This is a genomic window from Edaphosphingomonas laterariae, assembly GCF_900188165.1.
Classification (GTDB): Bacteria; Pseudomonadota; Alphaproteobacteria; order Sphingomonadales; family Sphingomonadaceae; genus Sphingomonas_E; species Sphingomonas_E laterariae.
Map to the genome: position 1 here is coordinate 112324 of NZ_FZOS01000005.1, position 21140 is coordinate 133463.

Sequence of the window (21140 nt, forward strand, 5' to 3'; positions counted from 1 at the left end):
TTGTGGCGCGCAACGTACGGGACTATCCGGTTCCGCCTGTCACAAGGGAAAATCGCCGGCGCGGGCTGTCGTCGGCGATTTCGTTATGCGTGGAACCGCGATATGGGCGGATGATGATCTCGCGTTCTTTTTCCGCGCTTGCCGCGCTTCTGGTCATGGCCACGCCGCTGGCCGGCTGCGCCGCCGCTGCCGATGCGCCGCCGGCGGTTCGCACCGATGGCCTTGTCGAACTGTCGGTTGCCACGGCGAGCGGGCAGCGCCGTTTCCTGGTGGAAATGGCGCGCACGCCGTCCGAACAGGCGCGCGGGCTGATGTTCCGGACGGAACTTGCCGCCGATCGCGGCATGCTCTTTCCTTATGATCCGCCGCAACCGGCATCCTTCTGGATGAAGAACACGCTGATCCCGCTCGACATGATCTTCGTGCGGCCGGACGGCACGATCGCGCGCATCGCCGAAAATACGGTGCCCGAGTCGCTCGAACCGGTCAGCTCGGGCGAACCGGTCAGCGCCGTGTTCGAAATCGCGGGCGGCAACGCCGCCGCGCAGGGGATTGCCGTTGGCGACAAGGTGATCTGGCACGATCCGCAGGCCCGCACGGGCCGCTGAGACATGGTGACGCGGCTTTGCCGTTGCACCCAACCCTTCACAAAGGCTAAGCGCAGCCCATGGGCCTGTTGAAAAGCATCTTCACCTGGTGGGACGGAGCCACCATCGGCACTTCGCTCTGGAGCCGTCGCAACGGCGTCAAGGTGGGCGAGGACGGACTCGGCAACGTCTATTTCGAAACGAAGAGCGGCCAGACGCCGCGTCGTCGCTGGGTCATCTATAATGGCGCCAACGATGCCAGCCGGGTTCCGGCGGAATGGCATGGCTGGTTGCACCAGACGATCGAGGACGCGCCGGACAAGGCCTTGCTGCCGCCGCGCGCGTGGCAGAAGCCGTCGGCGGTCAACCCGACCGGAACGGCCGATGCCTATCGTCCCGCCGGTGCGCTGGAAAAGGGTGGCCGCCGTGCCGCCGCGACCGGCGATTACGAGGCGTGGAGCCCGAACTGAGCGATGAAAACGCTGCTGCGTGAAAATGTCGGCGAAGCGCTGGTCGGCCTTGTGGTCGTCGCGCTGGCTGCCTGGTTCGTGCTGTTCGCCTGGAACCGCACGGGCGGTGGCGCCCGCGCCGGCGCAACGCGCGTGGTGGCGATGTTCCCCAACGCGGCGGGCGTGGATGTCGGCACCGATGTCCGCGTGGCCGGGCTCAAGGTCGGCACGGTCGCCGAACAGCATCTCGATTCCCAGACCTATCAGGTCGCCGTCACGCTGGCGATCGATCCGGCGGTGAAGGTTCCGAACGACAGCAGCGCCGCGATCACCTCGGAAGGGCTGCTCGGCGGCACCTTCATCGCCTTGCTGCCCGGCGGTTCGGAAACGCCGCTCAAGACGGGTGACACCATCATCGACACGCAGGGCGCGACCGATCTGATGGGCATGATCGGCCAGTTCGTGAACGGCACCGGCAAGAGCGAAGATCTGCCGCCGAACGGCGAAGCCGCGCCGGGGGCCGCGCAGCCGTGAAGCGCGCACTCGCGGCGACGGCGCTGGCCGCGCTGCTGGGGGTCGGTGCCTGGCAGGCGGCCGAGGCGCTTCAGAACGAAGCCGCGCCGCCGCAGCCCGTGGAGGATGTGGCTGAGCCTGCCGAACAGCCCGCGCAAGAATCATCCGCGCAGCCGCGCTCGCGTGGGGAAGCGCGTCGGGCGGAACCGGGCGTTCGCGCCGCGACGCCGATGGCCGAACGCGTGGCCGTCATCGGCCTGCTCAACAAGCGCAACGGCATTTCCCGCGATATCGAGATGAAGCCGGGGCAGGCGGTGCGTTCGGGCGATGTCATCATCCGCCTGCGCGCGTGCGAGACGACCGCGCCGTGGGAGCCGCAGCAATTGACCGGCGCCTTCGTGCAGACCGATGTGCGCGGCCGCGACAATAAGTGGCGCCGCGTCTTCTCAGGCTGGCTCTACAAGGAGTCGCCGTCGCTCAACATGGTCCAGCACCCGATTTACGATGTCTGGCCCAAGAGCTGCACGATGCGCCATCCCGAAACCGGGCCGGACACCGTCTCGGCGGGGTCGGGGGGCAACCGGTCGAGCGCGAAGAAATCGGGCAAGCCTGCCGCCGCCGAGGATGCGGCGCCGGCGGCCGCGCCCGCCACCGGCCCGGCGGCACCCAGCGCCGCATCCAGCAACGACACATAATCGTCCCGGCTGATCTCGATCGCGCCCAGCGAGGCGAGATGATCGGTGATGAACTGGCAGTCGAGCAGCACGAAATTGCCGACCCGCAGGCGCGCAACCAGCCAGGCCAGCGCCACCTTCGATGCGTCGCTTTCGCGGCTGAACATGCTTTCGCCGAAAAAGGCGCCGCCCAGCGTCACGCCATAAAGGCCGCCGACCAGTTCGTCGCCCAGCCAGCATTCGATCGAATGGGCATGGCCGCGGGCGTGCAGATCACCATAAGCGCCCTCGATCTGCGGGTTGATCCAGGTGTCGGGGCGGTCCGGGCTCGGCTCCGCGCAGAGCGAGACGACGCGGCCGAAGGCCTGATTGGCGGTCACGCGGAAGCGATCCGAACGGACGCGCTTGGCCAGCGAATGCGACAGGCGGAAACCGTCCAGCGGCAGCACCCCGCGCCTTTTGGGTTCGACCCAGAAGATCTCGCGCGCCGCGCGGCTGTCCGCCATCGGGAATACGCCGACGGAATATGCTCGAAGCAGCAAGTCGGGGTCGAGGCGAGACATCCGAAAGCGATGCTACATCAACCACGCAGCGCTTGCGAGAGGAAGCATCAACGGCTGGCGAGCCGATGTTCGATGCCGCGCCAAAGATTTGCGCAGGCTTCGGCGCCGGGTGATCGGGGGGCGAAGGCGCCCACCGGCTCGCGTCGCGCGGTCATCGCCTCGATCGCGCTCGCCATCGGCACCACCGGCCAGTCGGGCTGCTCGGCAAGCGCGGCGAGATGCAGCGCGCGGCGCCGGTCCACCATGGTGAAGACGGGCAGGATCGGCGGATGCCGCCCATGTTCGCGGGCGAGATGGGCGACCACTTCGTCGAAGGCGCGCCGCGACAAAGGGGAGGGGATCAGCGGCACGAGGATCAGCGAGGCGGCGCGCATCGCCTGATCGGCGGTTTCGGTCAGGCCCGGCGGGCAATCGAGCAGGATGCGATCATGCGCGCGCGCCAGCCCGTCGATCAGCTTGGCCATCCGCTTCTTCTTGCCGAGCCCGAAGAAGAAGCGGTCGAGCCCGCGCAGCGACATGTCGGCGGGCAGCAGCCGCAGTCGCTCGATCCGTGTCGCCACCTCCAGCTTGTCGGGCGCGACATCCTTGGCGAACACCGCCTGCGCGTCGCCATGCACCTTGCCGTTGCCGAGCAGATAGGTCGATGCGGCCTGCGGATCGAGATCCCACAGCAGGGTCCGCCGCGCCGACAGCATGGCCGAACACCAGGCGAGGTTCACCGCCAGCGTCGTCTTACCGACGCCGCCCTTCAGGCTGTAGACTGCGATCGTTGCCATGCCGTCAGCCAAGCTCCCGATCGATGCCGAGAAATCGCGCGGTCGATCCGGAGGCAATAGTCCCGAGATCGCGGGGCATGGTCAAGGCTGGGGGAAGCGCGTGGCGCGTGCGGCCGGCTGGCGGGCAGGGGACGGATAGGGGGCGGGCCAGCGGGCGCCGCCCCCATTTCCGGCGTCAGAGGATTTCCAGGACCTTGTCCTGCGGGCGGCACAGGCGGACGCCCTTGTCGGTTTCGACCAGCGGCCGTTCGATCAGGATCGGATCGGCCACCATCGCGTCGAGCACGGCATCGTCGTTCGCGTCGGCCGCGATCAGCGCCTTGGCGGCGTCTTCCTTGGTGCGCAGCCCGTCGCGCGGGCGGATGCCGGCCGTCTGGTAGAGATCGGCCAGCTTCGCCCGCGTCGGCGGCGTCTTGAGATATTCGACGACGGTGACGTCGGCGCCATGCTCCTCAAGGATCGCCAGCGTCTTGCGCGATGTGCCGCACTTGGGGTTGTGCCAGATCGTTGCCTTCACTGCGCATCATCCTGTTCGGCGAGCCACTGTTCCAGCCACTTGATCGTGTAATCGCCCTTCTGGAAGTCGGGCACGTCGAGCAGCGCCTGGTGCAGCGGGATCGTGGTCGTCACGCCTTCGATCACGAACTCCTCCAGCGCGCGGCGCAGGCGGCGCAGCGCGCCTTCGCGCGTGGTGCCATAGACGATCAGCTTGGCGATCATGCTGTCGTAATAAGGCGGGATGCGATAGCCGGCATACAGGCCGCTATCGACGCGCACATTCATGCCGCCCGGCGCGTGGAACTGCTTCACCAGCCCCGGCGACGGGGTGAAGGTGCGCGGGTTTTCCGCATTGATGCGGCATTCGATGGCATGGCCACGGAAATGCACGTCTTCCTGACGCAGCGTCAGGCCGTGGCCGTCGGCGATGCGGATCTGTTCACGCACGAGATCGAGCCCGGTGATCGCTTCCGTCACCGGATGTTCCACCTGCAGGCGGGTGTTCATCTCGATGAAGTAGAATTCGCCATTCTCGTACAGGAACTCGATCGTGCCGGCGCCGCGATAGCCCATGTCGGCCATCGCCTTCGCGCAGATACCGCCCATCTTTTCGCGCTGTTCGGCGGAAATGACGGGCGAGGGCGCTTCCTCGAGCACCTTCTGGTGGCGGCGCTGGAGCGAGCAGTCGCGCTCGCCCAGATGGATGGCATTGCCATTGCCGTCGCCGAAGATCTGGAACTCGATATGGCGCGGATCGCCGAGATATTTTTCCATGTAGACGGTGGCGTCGCCGAAGGCGGCCTTCGCCTCCGAACCGGCCTGCGCCATCAGGGTTTCGAGCTGATCTTCGCCCGACACCACCTTCATGCCGCGCCCGCCGCCGCCGGAAGCGGCCTTGATGATCACGGGATAGCCGATCGCGGCGGCCACGCGCTTGGCCTCGTCGAGCGATGTCAGCGGGCCGTCCGATCCCGGCACCAGCGGCAGGCCGAGCTTGGCGGCCGTCGCCTTCGCCTCGATCTTGTCGCCCATCGTGCGGATATGTTCGGGCTTCGGCCCGATCCAGATGATGTTGTGGCTTTCCACGATCTCGGCGAAGCGGGCATTTTCCGAAAGGAAGCCGTAGCCCGGATGGATCGCGTCCGCGCCCGAAATCTCCGCCGCGGCGATGATGTTCGGGATGTTGAGATAGCTTTCGCCGGCCGGCGGCGGGCCGATGCAGACCGCCTGGTCGGCCAGCCGCACATGCATCGCGTCCGCGTCGGCGGTGGAATGCACCGCGACGGTCTGGATGCCCATCTCATGACAGGCGCGATGGATGCGCAGCGCGATTTCGCCGCGATTGGCGATGAGGACCTTGTGGATCGCCATCGCGCGTTACTCGACGATCAGCAGCGGCTGATCGAATTCCACCGGCTGGCCGTTTTCGACCAGCACCTGCTTGACGGTGCCGCCGCGCGGCGCGGTGATCGGGTTCATCACCTTCATCGCCTCGACGATCAGCAGCGTCTGGCCGGCGGAAATCTTGTCGCCCGCGCTGACGAAGGGCGCGGCGCCCGGCTCGGCGGCCAGATAGGCGGTGCCCACCATCGGCGATTTCACGGCGCCGGGGTGGTCGGCGGGGGCAGCCTCGGCGGCCGGCGCGGCAGCGGCCACCGGGGCGGCGGCGACGGGCGCGGGCGCTGCGGCATAGGCCACGGGCGCAGCCACCGGGGCGGCCTTGCGCACCACGCGGACGCGGCGCTCGCCGTCCTCGACCTCGATCTCGGTCAGCTTGGTGGCATCCAGCAGCTCGGCCAGCTGCTTCACCAGATCGACGTCCACCCGGATCGGGCCTTCATGCTTGTCGGTCATTCGGTCTGACCCTTCTCTAGCTTGTCTTGTTTGAATGTTGCGCGCGCTACTGTCAGAGCTTGGCCGCCGCGTCCAGCGCGAGCATATAGGAAAGCGCGCCGAAACCGGCCACCGTTCCCTTCGCCGCCATGCCGACAAAGCTCTTGTGACGGAAGCTTTCGCGCGCATGCGGATTGGAAAGATGCACCTCGATCACTGGCACCGTGATCGATTTGATCGCGTCATGCAGCGCCACCGACGTGTGGGTATAACCGCCGGGATTCAGGATAACCGCCTTTGCCGGCAGGGCATTTGCCTCATGCAGCCAATCGATCAGATGGCCTTCATGGTTGGATTGGCGCATGTCGATCGTCAGGTCGAGCTCGCGGGCGCGGTCCTCCAGCCGGTCGGCAATATCGTCCAGCGTGTCGGATCCGTAGATTTCCGGCTCGCGCAGGCCCAGCAGGTTCAGGTTCGGGCCGTTGAGCACGAAAATGGTGTCGGCCATGCAATATCCCCCTGTGATGGCGAACCCCTATAGGGGGATGGGATCATGCCGGAAAGAGTCTGCTGTCCCAGGGCCAGCGTGCCTGCCTCGTCACCTGCGCGCCTGCCGCATCCGGGTGTAGCGGATTGAGCAGCCAGTTGAAACCGCCCGGCGCGATGATCGATGGCGCGCGCAACAGCGCGGTGCGCCGTTCGGCCAGCCAGGCGCTGCCCCAGGCAGCGCTTTCGGCCGGCGTGTCGAGCAGGGCGGCCGGTGCCTCCTCCACCGCTATATCGTCCGGCACCGCGATTTCGAGCAGCTGGAAAGGCGGCGGGATCATGCGGACTTCCAGATGCACCAGCACCTCCAGCATGGCGAGCGCGCTCGAATCGGCCATATAGACGATGGGGCGGCCGCGCTCGTTCCAGCGCCCGGCGGCCACCATCCCGCCCATGCCGTCCAGCACCGCATATTCCGAAATGCGCCAGAACAGCATCCGGTGTTCAGCCAAGCATGCCGTGGCGCGCCTGAAGCAGCAGATTTTCCACCAGCTGCGCGCCGGCATGGGTGCGCAGCAGGTCCAACGGGCTCATGCCTTCGAACCGGGCCTTGGGCGCGCGCAGCCATTCCATCGCGGTCGCGCGGCCGCCCAATATGTCGGCGGCCAGTTCCAGCACTTCGGCGAACCGGGCGAAGCGATCGCTTTCCTCCGGCGTCAGCGCCTCATCGTCGGCCAGCCGCCGTTCCAGCGTGCGGCGTTTGGCGACGATCCGGGCGATATCGGCCAGCGTGATCGCCGGGTCGGCCACCAGATCGCGCACCGCCTTGGCGGGCAGGCCGCTTTCCACCACGCGTGCGCGATCGAGCGGCGGCGCGTGCAGGAAGCGATCGAGGGAGAAGGCGGTTGCCATTTGGCGTATATATATGCGTCAAATGGTGCGTGGACAAGCCGGCGACAACGCCTAGATGGGGGGGCGGACGAAGGAGACACCGCAGATGAGCCATGCCGACGGGACCATTCAGCTACGCGTGAACGGCGAACATCGTCGCGTGCCCGTGGGGTTGACGCTGGCGGCGCTGGCTGGCGAACTCGGGCTCGATGCCGCCAAGGTCGCGGTCGAACGCAATCTGGAAGTTGTGCCGCGCTCGACGCTCGATCAGGTGGTCGTCGAAGATGGCGACGAGCTGGAAATCGTGCATTTCGTGGGCGGCGGTGATCATGCCGCCGGGCAGGATGATAGCTGGACGGTCGCTGGCCGCACCTTCCGGTCGCGGCTGATCGTCGGCACCGGCAAATATAAGGATTTCGCGCAGAACGCCGCCGCGGTGGAGGCATCGGGCGCGGAAATCGTCACCGTCGCGGTGCGTCGCGTCAATATCGCCGATCCCAAGGCGCCGATGCTCACCGATTTCATCGATCCTAAGAAGATCACCTATCTGCCCAACACCGCCGGCTGCTTCACGGCGGACGATGCGATCCGCACGCTGCGCCTTGCGCGTGAGGCGGGGGGCTGGAACCTCGTCAAGCTCGAGGTGCTGGGCGAGGCGAAGACGCTCTATCCCGACATGCGCGAAACGCTGCGCGCGACCGAGATATTGGCCAAGGAAGGCTTCGAGCCGATGGTCTATTGCGTCGATGATCCGATCGCGGCGAAGCAGCTGGAAGACGCCGGCGCCGTGGCGATCATGCCGCTGGGCGCGCCGATCGGATCGGGCCTCGGCATCCAGAATCGCGTCACCATCCGGCTGATCGTCGAAGGCGCCAAGGTGCCGGTGCTGGTCGATGCCGGCGTCGGCACCGCGTCGGACGCGGCCGTGGCGATGGAACTCGGCTGCGATGGCGTGCTGATGAACACCGCCATTGCCGAGGCGAAGGATCCGATCCTGATGGCGCGGGCGATGAAGGCCGCGGTGGAAGCCGGGCGCATGGCCTATCGTTCGGGCCGCATGGGCCGGCGCATGTATGCCGATCCCTCCAGCCCGCTGGCCGGCCTGATCTGACGGCCTGGGCCTGTCCTACAGGCGGCGCGCGATGATAGGGAAGGGCCCGCTCGTCGGGCTCTTTCTCATCATGCGACGCTGCATGCGGGGGCGGGTTGAGGAATGCGCAGGCAAGCCTCAACTTCCTCAACTTATCTGGTGCGTCGCCGTCGCCTCATAAGCGCGTCGCGTGGCGTTGGCGGCGTCATGGGCCAGCCGGATCGGCAGCGGCAGGCGGCGCCCTTCGCTCAGCCGCATCACCCAGTCGATCGCCGTGTCGAGCGCGATGCGATGGCCGATGCTGACATAGATGGGGGCCGCGCGCGGCCGGGTGCGCAGCGCCATCGCGACCAATTCGCCACGGTCGATCACCGGCGCCCGATCGCCGGCAGCGGGGCCGATCGCGCCCTCCACGACCCCGCATAGCAGCGATTTCGCGCAGCCGATGGTCGGCACGTCGAGCATCACGCCCAGCTGGCAGGCCACCCCCGCCCGGCGCGGATGGGCGCGGCCCTGGCCATCCACCAGGATCAGCCCGGGCTTGTCCGCCATCGCGTCCCACGCCGCCGCCAGCACCGGCGCCTCGCGGAACCCCAGATAGCCCGGCACATAAGGAAAGGCCGGAATCGCGGTCAGCGTGCCCGCCGCGCCGTCCACCGGGGCGATCGCGGCATGGACGGGGCCGCGCGTGTCGCGCCATTTCATCGAAACGTCCGCGCCCGCCACGCGGGGCGACGGGCCGATCCGGTTGGCGGTTTCGACCCGCGCGGCGATCAGGCGCTGCACCGCCGTTGCCTCCTTCAGCGACGTCACTTCCAGCCACTCGCGACTCACCGGCGCGCTCCTCGATGATTCGGGTTCAGAATGAAGGGACCGGTTCGGCCCGATTTTGGGGCGGACTCTGCCCAAGATTCGAGCACAATCTTGCCCTTTGCCGCTTCTTGCGGCAGCGCAGCGAAAGTCACAGCCGGATTCGCGACGCATTCTTGCGCCGCACCATTTGGCACGCTTATTGAAGAACGCGGGTCAGCGTTCGAGCGGGAGGGAGCGCACATGAAGAAAATCGAAGCGATCATCAAACCGTTCAAGCTCGACGAGGTGAAGGAGGCGCTGCACGAGGTTGGCGTGTCCGGAATCACCGTCACCGAGGCCAAGGGTTTCGGCCGGCAGAAGGGGCATACCGAACTTTACCGGGGTGCCGAATATGTCGTCGATTTTCTGCCCAAGGTGAAGCTTGAGGTGGTGGTTGACGATGACCTCGCCGAACGCGTGGTGGAAGCCATCGCCGCGGCCGCCCAGACGGGCCGGATCGGCGACGGCAAGATCTTCGTGATCCCGGTGGAGAGCGCGCTGCGCATCCGGACCGGGGAGAAGGGCGTCGACGCGATCTGATCGCAGCGCGCCAATGGCCTTGCGGGTAGGCATCACCCGCAGAACTCATGGGAATTCAATCGGAAGGCGAAGTGACATGGCCAATAAGGCTTCTGACGTTCTGAAAATGATCAAGGACAAGGAGATCGAATGGGTCGACCTCCGCTTCACCGATCCCAAGGGCAAGTGGCAGCACCTCACGATGTGCGCCGGCGTCATCGGTGACGATGAACTGACCGACGGCTTCATGTTCGACGGTTCGTCGATCGAAGGCTGGAAGGCGATCAACGAATCCGACATGGTCCTGAAGCCGGATCTGGACGCGGTGTGGTTCGATCCGTTCTCGGCCACCCCGATGCTGATCCTGGTCTGCGACGTCGTCGAACCGTCGACCGGCGAACTCTATGCCCGCGATCCGCGCTCGACCGCGAAGCGCGCCGAAGCGTTCCTCAAGTCCACCGGCATCGGCGACACCGTCTATGTCGGCCCGGAAGCCGAATTCTTCATGTTCGACGACGTGCGGTTCGAGAACACCTATTCGTCGAGCTACTACAAGATCGACGACATCGAACTGCCCGGCAACACCAGCCGCGAATATGACGGCGGCAATCTCGGTCACCGTCCGCGCGCCAAGGGCGGCTATTTCCCGGTCGCGCCGGTCGACTCGGCCGTCGACATCCGTGGCGAGATGGTTTCGACCATGCTCGAAATGGGCCTGCCCTGCGACAAGCACCACCATGAAGTGGCCGCTGCCCAGCACGAACTCGGCCTGACCTTCGGCACGCTGGTCCAGACCGCCGATCGCATGCAGATCTACAAGTATGTCGTCCACATGGTCGCCCAGGCCTATGGCAAGACGGCGACCTTCATGCCGAAGCCGATCAAGGAAGATAACGGCTCGGGCATGCACACCCACTTCTCGATCTGGAACGGCAAGGAGCCGCTGTTCGCGGGCAATGGCTATGCCGGCCTCAGCGACATGTGCCTTTATTTCATCGGCGGCGTCATCAAGCACGCCAAGGCGCTGAACGCCTTCACCAACCCGACCACCAACAGCTACAAGCGCCTGGTGCCGGGTTACGAAGCTCCGGTGCTGCTGGCCTATTCGGCGCGCAACCGTTCGGCTTCGTGCCGCATTCCGTATGGCACGGGTGCCAAGGCCAAGCGCGTCGAGTTCCGCTTCCCGGATGCGATGGCGAACCCGTATCTCTGCTATGCGGCGATCCTGATGGCCGGCCTCGACGGCATCGAGAACAAGATCCATCCGGGCGAGGCGATGGACAAGAATCTCTATGATCTGCCGCCGGAAGAGCTGAAGGAAGTGCCCACCGTGTGCGCGTCGCTCCGCGAAGCGCTCGAATCGCTCGAGAAGGACAACAGCTTCCTGCTCAAGGGCAACGTGTTCAGCGAGGATCAGATCGCTGCATATGTCGAGCTCAAGTGGGCCGAAGTGTATCGCTGGGAAATGACGCCCAGCCCGGTCGAATACGACATGTACTATTCGGCCTGATCGCCCAGTCGATCATGGACAAGAAGGGGGTTCCGGGGCACTGCTCCGGAACCTCTTTTCATTGGGGCGGTCTCCACGCCGACGGCGCCGGAACATCCGCCCTATGATTTTGTTACAACGCGATTTTTGAGGTGGCAGACGAATCCGTCTGCGTCGGAATCGCTCTGGGGCCAAGCGGCATGGGATTGTTCGACAGACTGTTCGGCAAGAAGGCGACGCGTATCGAGGCATCGCCGCCACCTGCCGCCGCGCCGCAGCCGCAGCCGCAGGCGGCCCAGCCCGCACCGCAACCTGCGCCGCCGCCGGCTGCGCCAAGCCCGCAGGACGCCGCGCGCGAGGCCGAAGGCGTCCGCATGATGACCGAGCTGCTGGACGAGGTGGTCCGCAACGTCGCGACCGCGCTGGCCGCGCGCGGGCAGGTTGGCGGTGCGAACTTCGTCTATGTCATCGCCGCCGTCGCCGGGCAGATGGCGCAGGCCGGCGCCATCCGCGCCCGCGCCAGGGCGGGCGAGCCGCTGGAAGCGCCGCATGTCGCGGCCGTCGAAACCGCCAGTGGCCGCACCTATCTGTTCGGCGATGCCATCGGCGCGGCGCTGATCGGCGTGGCGAACGATCCCGGCGTGCTGTGGCAATCGGCCGGCACGGCTGGCCTGCCCTTCGATCAGGAGGTGATCAACGAGCTGTTCCGCCATGCGGCCGCGACGGTCGGCAGCGATGATTTCGGCCGGCCGCGCGGCGAGACGGCGGTGTCGCCCGATCTGAATATCGATCAGGCGGTGCTCCACATCCAGACCGTGGTGCCCAGTTTCACCAAACGCGGCATCGGCCAGGATATCTGGCCGCGCATGACCGCGCTTGCCACCCGCCACGCGCTGCTGGCCGCCGCGCGGGACGGCGACATGGCGGTGCTGGGCCAGATCGCGCTCGACGCGGCGATCGCCGGGGCGCGTGTCCAGTTCGAGGATGTGGCCGCGCGCAAATAGCCCCGTTTCGGTTGCGCATTCCGGCAAGCGCTTCCGCCCGCATGACGCGAGCCTCGCCACCCGCGAGGTGGCGCCATAGGATCGTCGCCAACATTTTGGAGAGGACGAACCATGGCGAATGACGCGCGCTACGACTATTCCGGCGCGAAGGTTTTGGTGACGGGCGGCACCAGCGGGATCGGCGCGGCCATCGCGGCGGGATATCGCGCCGCTGGTGCGGACGTGACGATCACCGGCACGCGGGCGAATGCCGGCGATTATGACGGCGATCTCGCCGGCTACCGCTATCTGCAGCTCGATGTCGAGGATGCGGCCAATGTCGGTGCCGTCGCGGCAGCGGCCAGCGCCAATGGGCTCGACATCCTGATCAACAATGCCGGTTTCGCGCTGCCGTCGCTGGGGCTGGACGAATATGAGCCCGACATTTTCGCCCGCGCGGTCAACATGCACCTGACGGCGGCCTATCGCATGGCCAAGGGGTGTTCGGATGCGCTGTCGCAAAGCAAGCTGGCGGGTGGCGGCGCCGTCGTCGGCATCGCTTCGATGAGCTCCTATTTCGGCATCGGTATCGTGCCGGGCTATGGCGCGGCCAAGACCGGCATCATCGGGCTGACCCGCGTGCTGGCGGTGGAATGGGGCAAGCGCAACATCCGCGTCAACGCGGTGGCGGCGGGGCTTACGGAAAGCCGCATGACGGCCAGCACCTTCGCCAACCCGGCCTGGTCCGAACCGACGCTGCAGCGCACGCCGGCAGGGCGGCTCGGCAAGCCTGCCGACATTGCCGGCGCCGTGTTGTTCCTGACGAGCGCGGGGGCTTCGTGGATCACCGGCCAGACGTTGCCGGTCGATGGGGGCTATACCGTCGCCGGCTGATGCCGAACGAAAAGGAGCGGCCGATCAGGTCGGCCGCTCCATATTCCTGCTATGTCGCGATTTTTTGGGCAGCCGCCGGATTGAAGAGCGCTGCAATCGCGCCCGCCCTTCAGGCGTAGGGCGGTGCGTGAAGCCCGGTCGGGCTCTGGGTGAAGATCTCGCACCCGTCCTCGGTGATGCCGATCGAATGTTCGAACTGGGCGGAAAGCGAACGATCGCGCGTCACCGCCGTCCAGCCATCATCCAACACCTTCACGTCGGGGCGGCCGATATTGATCATCGGTTCGATGGTGAAGAACATGCCGGGCCGCAGCTCGGGGCCGGTGCCCGGGCGGCCGGCATGGACGACTTCCGGCGCATCGTGGAACACGCGGCCAAGGCCGTGGCCGCAGAAATCGCGGACGACGCCGTAGCGGTGCTTTTCGGCGTGGCTCTGGATCGCATGCGCGATATCGCCCAGCCGGTTGCCGGGCTTGGCCTGCGCGATGCCGAGCATCAGCGATTCATAGGTGACTTCGACCAGCCGGCGCGCCTTGATCGGCACATTGCCGACCAGGAACATGCGGCTGGTATCGCCATGCCAGCCGTCGAGCAGCGGGGTCACGTCGATATTGACGATATCGCCGTCCTTCAGCGTCTTGGGGCCGGGGATGCCGTGGCAGACGACATGGTTGATGCTGATGCAGCAGCTGTGCGTGTAACCGCGATAGCCGAGCGTCGCAGGCACGCCGCCGCCATCGAGCGTCATCTTGCGGACGATATCGTCGATTTCGCCAGTGGTGACGCCAGGGCGGACATGGGGGACAAGCGCGTCGAGAATTTCGGCCGCCAGCCGGCCGGCCTTGCGCATCCCTTCGAAACCGTCGGGACCATAAAGTTTGATCGCGCCGTTGCGCGTGACGGTATCGCCGTCCTTGACGTTCACATAGCTGTCCATGACGGCCATATAGCAAGCCAAGGCCGCTTTTGCGAGGCGCGAGCCGGAAAGCATTTCCCCCGCAGGCCGCACTTGTTCTATGGCCGTGGCGATGAGCGAAGACCGCATCTGGACAGCCGCCCTGATCGTCATTGGCGACGAGATACTTTCCGGTCGCACGCAGGACCGGAATATCGAACAGGTCGCCCTGTGGCTGAACCTGCAGGGGATCCGGCTGGCCGAGGTGCGGGTGATCGCGGACCGGCAGGAGGCGATCGTCGCGTCGGTCAACGAACTGCGCGCGCGCAACGATTATCTGTTCACCACCGGCGGCATCGGCCCCACGCATGACGACATCACGGTGGACGCCATCGCCGCCGCGCTGGGCCGCGACGTGGTGGTCCATCCCAAGGCGCGCGCGGTGCTCGAATCCTATTATGCCACGCGCGGCGGGCTGACCGAGGCGCGGCTGCGGATGGCGCGGGTGCCGGACGGTGCCGAACTGATCGAAAATCGCATGTCGGGCGCGCCCGGCATCCGCATCGGCAACATCATCATCATGGCCGGCGTGCCGCATATCGCAGCCCTGATGATGGAAGCGCTGTCGGGCCAGCTGGAAGGCGGCCGGCCGCTGATTTCGGCGACGATCGGCTGCTGGGTGGCGGAAAGCGAGATCGCCGACATCCTGCGCGAAACCGAGGCCGCGCACGAAGGCTGCCAGATCGGCAGCTATCCCTTCTTTCGCGAAGGCACGGTGGGCGCCAATTTCGTCATCCGATCGACCGATCAGGCGCGGCTCGACGGCTGCACCGACGATCTTGCCGCGCGGCTCGCTGCGGCCGGGCGCGAAGTGTTTCGCGGCGGCATTTAAGGGCGCATGGCCCGCATCCTGATCGGGTGGGAGCTTGGCGGCGGCAGCGGCCACACGGTGAATGTCGCTGCGGTGGCGGAGGAACTGCGCCGGCGCGGGCATGATCCGGTGCTGGCGGTGCAGCAGACCGGCGAGGCGCCGGCCGGGTTCGAGATATGGCAGGCGCCGATGTGGCCATCGCTGATCGCCACGCGGGGCCGGCGGGCGGTGGGCAATCCCAACAGTTTCGGGGATATCCTTGTCGCTTTGGGGGGCAGCCAGGAAGGTGTCCTTGCCGCGTTGTTGCGCGCGTGGGACGGTATTTTGCGGGCGGTTCGGCCCGATGCCGTGGTGGCGGAATTCGCACCCGCGCTGCTCGCCGCGACGGCCGGGCGCTGGCCGTCGCTGGCGCTGGGGACCGGGTTCAGCCTGCCGCCCGCGACGCTCGCCACCTTTCCCAGCCTGACGGGCGCGGCGCCGCTGCATGACGAACGGGCGCTGCTGGCCCAGGTGAATCGCGAACTGGCGGCTGCCGGCCGCGCGCCGCTTGCCGCGCTGCCGGCGCTGCTCCGCGCCGACCGGGCGCTGGTGCAGTGCTTTCGCGAACTCGATCCCTATCGCGATTGCCGCGATGGCGTGGATTATGTGGCACCCCATTTCAGCGGGCGGGCGCCGATCGTCGACGGGCGTGGGGAGGAGGTGTTCCTCTATCTCAACGGCATGCAACGCTCGCTCGACTGGCTGATCGGCGGGCTGGCCGATTCGGGCCTCAGGGTGCGGATGCACGATCCCCGGATGCGCGAAGCCGATATCGCGGTGCTGGAACAGGCCGGGATCACCTTCGAGCGCAAGCCCGTGCCGCTGGAACGGATCGCCGAACGATCGCGGCTGGTGATCAGCCATACCGGCCTGGGCTTCGTCAGCGCGGCGCTTTATGCCGGCCTGCCGCATCTGGCGCTGCCTTATGATCTGGAAAAGCGGGCGACAGCCGCTGCGCTGGTCGATGCCGGGCTGGGGCGGAGCGTTGAATATAATTCCGTGGACCGGGCGGCGATGGCCGCTCTGGTGGCGGATGCCTTTGCCGACGAAGCGATGGCGGCGCGGGCAATCGCGGCTGCCCCCGGTTTCCGCACCCGCACCGATCCGCCAAGTTCGGCGGCCGCCGCCGAGGCGGCGGAGGCGCTGCTGGCGGCATAAAGAGAGGCCCGACCGCCTGGAGACGGCCGGGCCCAGTTCTAGGGATGCGATCGGAGAGGAGTGATCGGTCCCGCTGCCGGTGGGAGAGGGGGCTCCCGGCCCGGCAGAACTTGGCGGTCAGCGCAAAGGTGCCTCGATGCGCGCCCAGAATTCTTCGGCGGAAAGCGGCGGGGGATCGACCGGGTGATGGCCGTCGGGCTGTTCCGCTGGCGGTGGCGCCGACCAGTCGGCGATGGCGTCTTCGATCATGGCATCCTCCTTTCGATAAAACACTACTAATATAGTAGAGAATAAGGCGCCACCCACTTCCGCTAGGGATGGGCAAAGCCGATCTTTAGCCCGCCGGGCATCTTCCGGCGGGCTGGCGGCTGGCGTATCGTGCGCGGCATGAACCCGCTTTACGCCGAGATGCCGACGACCATTTTCGAGGCGATGTCGGCGCTCGCGCGGGAATTGGGCGCGGTCAATCTCGGCCAGGGCTTTCCCGATGCGCGGGGGCCGGACGCGGTGATCGAGGCGGCGGTGACGGCGCTGCGCGAAGGATCGAACCAATATCCACCGATGGCGGGAATGGCGGAACTGCGCCGCGCGGTGGCCGATCATTACCGGCGTCATCAGCAGGTCGATCTCGATTGGGCGAGCGAGGTGACGGTGACGTCGGGCGCGACCGAGGCGCTGGCCGCCGCGATCTTCGCGCTGGTGCGGCCGGGTGACGAGGTGCTGCTGTTCCAGCCGATGTACGACGCCTATCTGCCGCTCGTCCTGCGCGCCGGCGGGGTGCCGCGCTTCGCCCGGTTGGCCCCGCCCGACTGGCGGATCGACGCCGCCATGCTCGATCAGGCCTTCACCCCGCGCACGCGGCTGGTGATCATCAACAATCCGGTCAACCCGTCGGCCAGCCTGTTCGATGCTGAATCGCTCGCCTTGCTGGCCGAGCGGGTGATCGCGCACGACGCCATCGTGATCAGCGACGAGGTGTGGGAACATCTGGTCTTCGACGGGCGGCAGCATATTCCGCTGATGCGGTTGCCCGGCATGCGCGACCGGACGGTGAAGATCGGATCGGCGGGCAAGATCTTCTCGCTCACGGGCTGGAAGGTGGGCTGGATGTGCGCCGCGCCGCCGCTGACCCGCGTGATCGCCAAGGCGCATCAGTTCCTGACGTTCACGACACCGCCCAATTTGCAGGCCGCTGCCGCCTTTGGCCTCGCCATGGCGGACGATTATTTCACGGCGATGCGTGATCATTATGCCCGTTCGCGCGATCGGCTGGCGCGGGGACTGCTGGATGCGGGCTATGCCGTGCTGCCGTCCGCCGGCACCTATTTTCTGTCCATCGACCTGCCCGCATCCGGCATTTCGGCCGACGACGTGACCTTTGCCGAACTGGCCGTGCGCGAAGCCGGCGTGGCGACGATTCCGGTATCCGCATTCTATGCCGAGGATGCGGTGCGCGGTGTCGTCCGCCTGTGCTTCGCCAAGCAGGATGAAACGATCGATGCCGGTATCGCGCGGATGAAGATTGCCCGGGGCCTTTTCGTATCGAATTGAAGCAGAAGTGCTTTTCTGGTCTCGCTTTGACTGTCGTCAAAGCCGGGATTCCCAGTAATAATCGCCAATGATCCTGATGATGTTCGGCAGTGGGGAGCGTGGCGGCAGATGGAGTGGTCGATCGAAACGGTCGAAGGCGCGACGATTGGATGTCCGCAGGGGCGGGTGGACGAAGAATCGTGGGAGCTTTTCCTTGCGCGGATGAACGAGACCATTCTCGCCGCCGCAGCCGCCGGCCATCGCTTCGTGCTCGATCTTGCCAGGCTCGATTACATGTCCTCGCGCGGCCTGCGCGCGCTTACCATCGCCAAGCGCGAAGCGGACGTGCACGGCGTGCCGATGGCGCTCGCCCGGCCGAATGATCGGCTGCGCGAGATTCTGGCGATCAGCCGCTACGACAAGATTTTCCCGGTCACCGCGTCGCGCGACGTGGCGGACTGACCCGCAGCCAGGGGGACGGAGGATGCTGGTTCGTTTCTGGGGCACCCGTGGCTCGCTGCCCGTGGCGGCGCGCGCGGCGACGATCGAACGCAAGGTGGCGCGCGCGCTGGTGGCGGCCGGCGGGCGGACTTTCGCCGACGAGGATGAGGCGCTGGCCTATATCGCGGCCGAAAGCGATTTCGCCGCCGCGCGCACCTATGGCGGGGCGACGACCTGTGTGGAGATCGAGGGCGGCGATGGCAGCTTCGTGATCTGCGACATGGGATCGGGCCTGCGCGAGCTGGGCGTCGATGCCTTTGCCCGCTGTGCCGCCGGCAAGCCGCGTGAGTTTCATTTCTTCCTGTCGCACCTCCATTGGGACCACATCATGGGCTTTCCCTTTTTCGGGCCGGCCTTCGACCCCAACGCCCGGATCGTCATCCATGCCGGCCATGCGGACGCGGAGGAGGCGCTGCGCCGCCAGCAGGAGGAGATTTCGTTCCCGGTGCCGTTCGACGGGCTGCGCGCCGCGATCGAATTCCGCACGCTTGTCCCGGATCACACCTATGAGATTGGCGGCCTGAAGGTGCGGACGATCCCGCAATATCATTCGCATACATCCTACGCCTATCGGTTCGAGGATGGCGACAAGGCCGTCTGCTTCAGCACCGACGCCGAACATCGCGTCGACGACATGGACAATGAACGGCTGTTCGAGGCGTTCTTCCGCGATGCCGATCTCTGCATCTGCGACACCATGTATTCGCTGGCCGAAAGCGTGACGATGAAGGCCGATTGGGGCCATAGCAGCAACATCGTGGCGGTGGATCTGTGCCAGGCCGCTGGTGCCCGGCGGCTGGCGCTTTTTCACCATGAGCCGACCTATAGCGACGAGGACATCGAGCGGATGCACCGCGAGACGATCCGCTTCGAAGAACTGAACCGGGGCGAACGACCGAAGCTTGAGGTGCTGTGCGCCTATGACGGGCTCGAAGTCGCGCTCTGATCCGGTGTCGGCCGAGGCGCGGTCCCCGCTCGGCCGGGCGCGCGCCATTGGCCTTGCGGCGGCGCTGGCGATGCTGGCGCTGATCCAGCTGGCCGGGCCGGGGATCAGCGAACGCCTGTTCGACAGCTATCAGCGTTGGGCGCCGGCGCGGCCGGCCAAGGCGCTCGCCCATGTCGTGCTGATCGACCCGGAAAGCCTGGCGAGCATCGGCCCCTGGCCCTGGCCGCGCTATACCATTGCCCGGCTGACCGAGCGGCTGGCGCAGGGCGGCGCGGCCGCGATCGGCTTCGACGTCACTTTCCCCGAGCCTGACCGTTACAATCCCGATCAGCTGGCAGCGCTTTATCCCGAACTGGCCGGGCCGGCGCGCGACAGCCTGATGGCGCTGCCGTCGATGGACGCTGTTTTCGCCGAAGTGATCGGCCGGAACCCCGTGGTGCTGGCGCGGGCGGGGCTGGTGGCAGGCAGCACCGATTATGAGGTGGCGGCGGCAACCGACGCCGCGCTTCTGCCCGTGGAGGCGCAGTTCACCGCGCCGCTGCCGCCCGGCGTCGGCAGCTTTGATCGCGCGCTCAGCAATATCGTCGATCTGGATGACGTGGCGGCGGGCCACGGCCTGATCAACGGCACGCCCGATGGCGACGGCACGGTGCGCCGCGTGCTGATGGTCGCCAATGTGGGCGGCGTGCCGACGCCGGGCTTTGCGCTGGAACTGGCCCGGGTCGGGCAGGGGATCGCGACCATCCGGCCGGTGATCGCGGATGGCGGCCTCAGCGGGGTCGGGCTGGGCGACACCTATGTCCCCGTGGCGCCGGACGGGCGGATGCGGCTCCATTTCGGGCCGATGCCGGAAAAGTCCGTCACGCCGGCGCATCTGGTGCTGAAACGCGGCCTCGCGCCGGGGCGGTTCCGGGGGAAGTTCGTGCTGGTCGGGCTGGCTGCGGCGGGCACGGCGGACGTGGTGACGACGCCGATCGAGGACGAAACCTATGGCGTCTATGTGCAGGCGCGCACGGTGAACGCGATATTGTCCGGCGATGCGCTGATCCGGCCGCGGCTGGCGACATGGGGGGAAAGCGCGCTGGGGCTGGCGCTCGCGCTGGTCAGCCTGTGGTTGTTGCCCCGCCTGCGCCTGCCCTGGGCGGCGATCCTGCCCGTGGGGCTGGCGCTGGCCTTGCTGGCGGGGAGCTGGATCGCCTTTCGCGGCCATGGCCTGCTGTTCGACCCGATCCGCCCGATCGCGATCGCCGGGGCCGCCGGGGTGGGGCTGCTCGCCGCCTTGTTCGTGGAAGCGGTGATGGCGCGGCAGCGTCTGGCGGCGGCGCTCGATGTGGAACGGCTGAACGCCGCCAAGGCGGCGGGTGAACTGGATGCCGCGCGCGACATCCAGCTTGGCATGTTGCCGCCGGTGGACCGGATGACGCGACTTCACCCCGCCATCGATCTGGATGGCTTGCTGGAACCCGCGCGCACGGTGGGCGGTGATTTTTTCGATGCGATGCGGATCGACGACCGGCGGATCTGCTTTCTTGTCGGCGATGTCACCGGCAAGGGCGTGCCGGCGGCGCTGTTCATGGCGCTTTCCAAGGCGCTCGCCCGCAGCGCCCTGCGGCGCGGGCCGGCGGATCTGGGCGCCGCGATGACCGGCCTCAATGACGAGATTTCGCGCGATAACGGGCAGGACATGTTCGTGACGATGCTCGTCGGCATCATCGACGCGACGACGGGCGAGGTTCTGCTGTGCAATGCCGGCCATGAGAATCCGATTCTCGTCCACGCCGATGGCCGTGCGCGCGAAGTGCCCCTTGAAGGCGGACCGCCCTTATGCGCGGTCGATGCCTATCCCTATATGGCCGAACCGATCCGGCTGGCGCCCGGCGACGGGCTCGTTATCGTCACCGACGGCATATCCGAGGCGCAAAGCCCCGACGGCGATTTCTTCGGCCATCCACGGATCAACGCGGCGCTGGCATCGTGGACCGCCGATCGCCCGGCGGGCGATGCCGGCACCGCGCTGCTGCGCGCCGTGCGCCGCTTTGAGGCGGGCGGGGAGCCCAGTGACGACCTGACGGTGCTGGCGCTCCGTTTCCGGGGTGGATGACG

At 66.9% G+C, this 21140-nt stretch carries 25 protein-coding genes and 1 pseudogene; 15 read left to right on the plus strand and 11 right to left on the minus strand.

Annotation, left to right across the window (positions count from 1 at the left end; translation table 11 throughout):
• Positions 1–113: 113 nt before the first annotated feature.
• The 4 genes and pseudogenes from CHB74_RS06665 to CHB74_RS22385 all read left to right on the plus strand — a co-directional run.
• Positions 114–608: a DUF192 domain-containing protein gene (locus CHB74_RS06665; RefSeq protein WP_089218937.1), complete on the plus strand. Its 495-nt coding sequence runs from the start codon at positions 114–116 to the stop codon at positions 606–608.
• Between the two features lie 59 nt (positions 609–667).
• Positions 668–1057 carry an NADH:ubiquinone oxidoreductase subunit NDUFA12 gene (locus CHB74_RS06670; RefSeq protein WP_089218844.1) on the plus strand — a complete coding sequence of 130 codons (390 nt, stop codon included), beginning with the start codon at positions 668–670 and terminating at the stop codon, positions 1055–1057.
• A gap of 3 nt (positions 1058–1060) precedes the next feature.
• Positions 1061–1570, plus strand: a complete 510-nt coding sequence (gene mlaD / locus CHB74_RS06675; RefSeq protein ID WP_089218845.1) for an outer membrane lipid asymmetry maintenance protein MlaD — start codon at positions 1061–1063, stop codon at positions 1568–1570.
• Positions 1571–1845: 275 nt separating this feature from the next.
• Positions 1846–2013, plus strand: a pseudogene (locus tag CHB74_RS22385) (DUF2155 domain-containing protein); the annotation flags it as partial.
• A gap of 35 nt (positions 2014–2048) precedes the next feature.
• On the opposite strand, the gene aat reads toward CHB74_RS22385, so the two are convergent.
• From aat to parS, 8 genes are all read right to left on the minus strand, one after another.
• Positions 2049–2786 carry a leucyl/phenylalanyl-tRNA--protein transferase gene (gene aat, locus CHB74_RS06685; protein ID WP_089218846.1) on the minus strand — a complete coding sequence of 246 codons (738 nt, stop codon included), beginning with the start codon at positions 2784–2786 and terminating at the stop codon, positions 2049–2051.
• A gap of 47 nt (positions 2787–2833) precedes the next feature.
• Positions 2834–3562, minus strand: coding sequence for a ParA family protein (locus tag CHB74_RS06690; RefSeq protein WP_089218847.1), 729 nt, complete (start codon positions 3560–3562; stop codon positions 2834–2836).
• Positions 3563–3737: 175 nt separating this feature from the next.
• Positions 3738–4079, minus strand: a complete 342-nt coding sequence (gene arsC / locus CHB74_RS06695; protein ID WP_089218848.1) for an arsenate reductase (glutaredoxin) — start codon at positions 4077–4079, stop codon at positions 3738–3740.
• A complete protein-coding gene (gene accC, locus CHB74_RS06700) occupies positions 4076–5431 on the minus strand; it encodes an acetyl-CoA carboxylase biotin carboxylase subunit (protein ID WP_089218849.1) in 1356 nt (451 codons plus the stop codon). Before accC ends, arsC begins: the two co-directional genes overlap by 4 nt.
• A gap of 6 nt (positions 5432–5437) precedes the next feature.
• Complete coding sequence (gene accB / locus CHB74_RS06705; protein WP_089218850.1) at positions 5438–5914, minus strand: acetyl-CoA carboxylase biotin carboxyl carrier protein; 477 nt, start codon at positions 5912–5914, stop codon at positions 5438–5440.
• 52 nt (positions 5915–5966) lie between these two features.
• A complete protein-coding gene (gene aroQ / locus CHB74_RS06710) occupies positions 5967–6401 on the minus strand; it encodes a type II 3-dehydroquinate dehydratase (protein WP_089218851.1) in 435 nt (144 codons plus the stop codon).
• Positions 6402–6444: 43 nt separating this feature from the next.
• A complete protein-coding gene (locus CHB74_RS06715) occupies positions 6445–6876 on the minus strand; it encodes an RES family NAD+ phosphorylase (RefSeq protein WP_089218852.1) in 432 nt (143 codons plus the stop codon).
• A 7-nt stretch (positions 6877–6883) separates the two neighbouring features.
• Positions 6884–7291, minus strand: a complete 408-nt coding sequence (gene parS, locus CHB74_RS06720) for a type II RES/Xre toxin-antitoxin system antitoxin (RefSeq protein ID WP_089218853.1) — start codon at positions 7289–7291, stop codon at positions 6884–6886.
• An 85-nt stretch (positions 7292–7376) separates the two neighbouring features.
• On the opposite strand from parS, the gene thiS reads away from it, so the two are divergent.
• Positions 7377–8381 carry a sulfur carrier protein ThiS gene (thiS, locus tag CHB74_RS06725; protein WP_089218854.1) on the plus strand — a complete coding sequence of 335 codons (1005 nt, stop codon included), beginning with the start codon at positions 7377–7379 and terminating at the stop codon, positions 8379–8381.
• 126 nt (positions 8382–8507) lie between these two features.
• On the opposite strand, the gene CHB74_RS06730 is transcribed toward thiS, so the two are convergent.
• Positions 8508–9194, minus strand: a complete 687-nt coding sequence (locus CHB74_RS06730) for an endonuclease V (protein WP_089218855.1) — start codon at positions 9192–9194, stop codon at positions 8508–8510.
• A 219-nt stretch (positions 9195–9413) separates the two neighbouring features.
• Here CHB74_RS06730 and CHB74_RS06735 point away from each other — a divergent pair, with 219 nt between their 5' ends.
• The 4 genes from CHB74_RS06735 to CHB74_RS06750 all read left to right on the plus strand — a co-directional run bounded on the left by CHB74_RS06735 (position 9414) and on the right by CHB74_RS06750 (position 13097).
• Positions 9414–9752, plus strand: coding sequence for a P-II family nitrogen regulator (locus CHB74_RS06735; protein WP_089218856.1), 339 nt, complete (start codon positions 9414–9416; stop codon positions 9750–9752).
• 76 nt (positions 9753–9828) lie between these two features.
• Positions 9829–11241 carry a type I glutamate--ammonia ligase gene (gene glnA, locus CHB74_RS06740; RefSeq protein ID WP_089218857.1) on the plus strand — a complete coding sequence of 471 codons (1413 nt, stop codon included), beginning with the start codon at positions 9829–9831 and terminating at the stop codon, positions 11239–11241.
• Positions 11242–11420: 179 nt separating this feature from the next.
• Positions 11421–12224, plus strand: coding sequence for a hypothetical protein (locus tag CHB74_RS06745; protein ID WP_089218858.1), 804 nt, complete (start codon positions 11421–11423; stop codon positions 12222–12224).
• A gap of 111 nt (positions 12225–12335) precedes the next feature.
• Complete coding sequence (locus CHB74_RS06750; RefSeq protein WP_089218859.1) at positions 12336–13097, plus strand: SDR family NAD(P)-dependent oxidoreductase; 762 nt, start codon at positions 12336–12338, stop codon at positions 13095–13097.
• 109 nt (positions 13098–13206) lie between these two features.
• Here CHB74_RS06750 and map read toward each other — a convergent pair whose 3' ends face one another.
• Entirely contained in the window at positions 13207–14034 is an 828-nt protein-coding gene (map, locus tag CHB74_RS06755) for a type I methionyl aminopeptidase (protein WP_089218938.1), read from the minus strand.
• 91 nt (positions 14035–14125) lie between these two features.
• On the opposite strand from map, the gene CHB74_RS06760 reads away from it, so the two are divergent.
• Together CHB74_RS06760 and CHB74_RS06765 are read left to right on the plus strand one after the other, a co-directional pair.
• On the plus strand, positions 14126–14884 hold the full coding sequence (locus tag CHB74_RS06760; protein ID WP_089218939.1) for a competence/damage-inducible protein A: 759 nt from the start codon (positions 14126–14128) through the stop codon (positions 14882–14884).
• A gap of 6 nt (positions 14885–14890) precedes the next feature.
• The gene (locus tag CHB74_RS06765; RefSeq protein WP_089218860.1) at positions 14891–16060 is read left to right on the plus strand and encodes a glycosyltransferase family protein; all 1170 of its coding nucleotides are present in this window, start codon (positions 14891–14893) and stop codon (positions 16058–16060) included.
• A gap of 117 nt (positions 16061–16177) precedes the next feature.
• On the opposite strand, the gene CHB74_RS22620 is transcribed toward CHB74_RS06765, so the two are convergent.
• Positions 16178–16309: a hypothetical protein gene (locus tag CHB74_RS22620; protein ID WP_281253525.1), complete on the minus strand. Its 132-nt coding sequence runs from the start codon at positions 16307–16309 to the stop codon at positions 16178–16180.
• A gap of 138 nt (positions 16310–16447) precedes the next feature.
• Between CHB74_RS22620 and CHB74_RS06770 the strand changes: the two genes are divergently transcribed.
• The 4 genes from CHB74_RS06770 to CHB74_RS06785 all read left to right on the plus strand — a co-directional run bounded on the left by CHB74_RS06770 (position 16448) and on the right by CHB74_RS06785 (position 21138).
• Positions 16448–17611: an aminotransferase gene (locus tag CHB74_RS06770; RefSeq protein ID WP_089218861.1), complete on the plus strand. Its 1164-nt coding sequence runs from the start codon at positions 16448–16450 to the stop codon at positions 17609–17611.
• Between the two features lie 108 nt (positions 17612–17719).
• Positions 17720–18052, plus strand: a complete 333-nt coding sequence (locus tag CHB74_RS06775; protein WP_089218862.1) for an STAS domain-containing protein — start codon at positions 17720–17722, stop codon at positions 18050–18052.
• A 22-nt stretch (positions 18053–18074) separates the two neighbouring features.
• Positions 18075–19037, plus strand: coding sequence for an MBL fold metallo-hydrolase (locus CHB74_RS06780; protein WP_089218863.1), 963 nt, complete (start codon positions 18075–18077; stop codon positions 19035–19037).
• Positions 19012–21138 (plus strand): CHASE2 domain-containing protein, encoded by a 2127-nt coding sequence (locus tag CHB74_RS06785; protein ID WP_089218864.1) that lies wholly within the window; start codon positions 19012–19014, stop codon positions 21136–21138. The genes CHB74_RS06780 and CHB74_RS06785 overlap by 26 nt, the downstream gene beginning before the upstream one ends.
• The last annotated feature ends 2 nt before the right edge of the window (positions 21139–21140 follow it).

What these genes read in the sequence shown, in the direction of transcription:
- CHB74_RS06665 (WP_089218937.1), top strand. Translation starts at nt 114, where the DNA reads ATGATCTCGCGTTCTTTTTCCGCGCTTGCCGCGCTTCTGGTCATGGCC.
- CHB74_RS06670 (WP_089218844.1), top strand. Translation starts at nt 668, where the DNA reads ATGGGCCTGTTGAAAAGCATCTTCACCTGGTGGGACGGAGCCACCATC.
- mlaD (WP_089218845.1), top strand. Translation starts at nt 1,061, where the DNA reads ATGAAAACGCTGCTGCGTGAAAATGTCGGCGAAGCGCTGGTCGGCCTT.
- aat (WP_089218846.1), bottom strand. Translation starts at nt 2,786, where the DNA reads ATGTCTCGCCTCGACCCCGACTTGCTGCTTCGAGCATATTCCGTCGGC.
- CHB74_RS06690 (WP_089218847.1), bottom strand. Translation starts at nt 3,562, where the DNA reads ATGGCAACGATCGCAGTCTACAGCCTGAAGGGCGGCGTCGGTAAGACG.
- accC (WP_089218849.1), bottom strand. Translation starts at nt 5,431, where the DNA reads ATGGCGATCCACAAGGTCCTCATCGCCAATCGCGGCGAAATCGCGCTG.
- accB (WP_089218850.1), bottom strand. Translation starts at nt 5,914, where the DNA reads ATGACCGACAAGCATGAAGGCCCGATCCGGGTGGACGTCGATCTGGTG.
- aroQ (WP_089218851.1), bottom strand. Translation starts at nt 6,401, where the DNA reads ATGGCCGACACCATTTTCGTGCTCAACGGCCCGAACCTGAACCTGCTG.
- CHB74_RS06715 (WP_089218852.1), bottom strand. Translation starts at nt 6,876, where the DNA reads ATGCTGTTCTGGCGCATTTCGGAATATGCGGTGCTGGACGGCATGGGC.
- parS (WP_089218853.1), bottom strand. Translation starts at nt 7,291, where the DNA reads ATGGCAACCGCCTTCTCCCTCGATCGCTTCCTGCACGCGCCGCCGCTC.
- thiS (WP_089218854.1), top strand. Translation starts at nt 7,377, where the DNA reads ATGAGCCATGCCGACGGGACCATTCAGCTACGCGTGAACGGCGAACAT.
- CHB74_RS06735 (WP_089218856.1), top strand. Translation starts at nt 9,414, where the DNA reads ATGAAGAAAATCGAAGCGATCATCAAACCGTTCAAGCTCGACGAGGTG.
- glnA (WP_089218857.1), top strand. Translation starts at nt 9,829, where the DNA reads ATGGCCAATAAGGCTTCTGACGTTCTGAAAATGATCAAGGACAAGGAG.
- CHB74_RS06745 (WP_089218858.1), top strand. Translation starts at nt 11,421, where the DNA reads ATGGGATTGTTCGACAGACTGTTCGGCAAGAAGGCGACGCGTATCGAG.
- CHB74_RS06750 (WP_089218859.1), top strand. Translation starts at nt 12,336, where the DNA reads ATGGCGAATGACGCGCGCTACGACTATTCCGGCGCGAAGGTTTTGGTG.
- map (WP_089218938.1), bottom strand. Translation starts at nt 14,034, where the DNA reads ATGGACAGCTATGTGAACGTCAAGGACGGCGATACCGTCACGCGCAAC.
- CHB74_RS06760 (WP_089218939.1), top strand. Translation starts at nt 14,126, where the DNA reads ATGAGCGAAGACCGCATCTGGACAGCCGCCCTGATCGTCATTGGCGAC.
- CHB74_RS06765 (WP_089218860.1), top strand. Translation starts at nt 14,891, where the DNA reads ATGGCCCGCATCCTGATCGGGTGGGAGCTTGGCGGCGGCAGCGGCCAC.
- CHB74_RS22620 (WP_281253525.1), bottom strand. Translation starts at nt 16,309, where the DNA reads ATGATCGAAGACGCCATCGCCGACTGGTCGGCGCCACCGCCAGCGGAA.
- CHB74_RS06770 (WP_089218861.1), top strand. Translation starts at nt 16,448, where the DNA reads ATGAACCCGCTTTACGCCGAGATGCCGACGACCATTTTCGAGGCGATG.
- CHB74_RS06775 (WP_089218862.1), top strand. Translation starts at nt 17,720, where the DNA reads ATGGAGTGGTCGATCGAAACGGTCGAAGGCGCGACGATTGGATGTCCG.
- CHB74_RS06780 (WP_089218863.1), top strand. Translation starts at nt 18,075, where the DNA reads ATGCTGGTTCGTTTCTGGGGCACCCGTGGCTCGCTGCCCGTGGCGGCG.
- CHB74_RS06785 (WP_089218864.1), top strand. Translation starts at nt 19,012, where the DNA reads ATGACGGGCTCGAAGTCGCGCTCTGATCCGGTGTCGGCCGAGGCGCGG.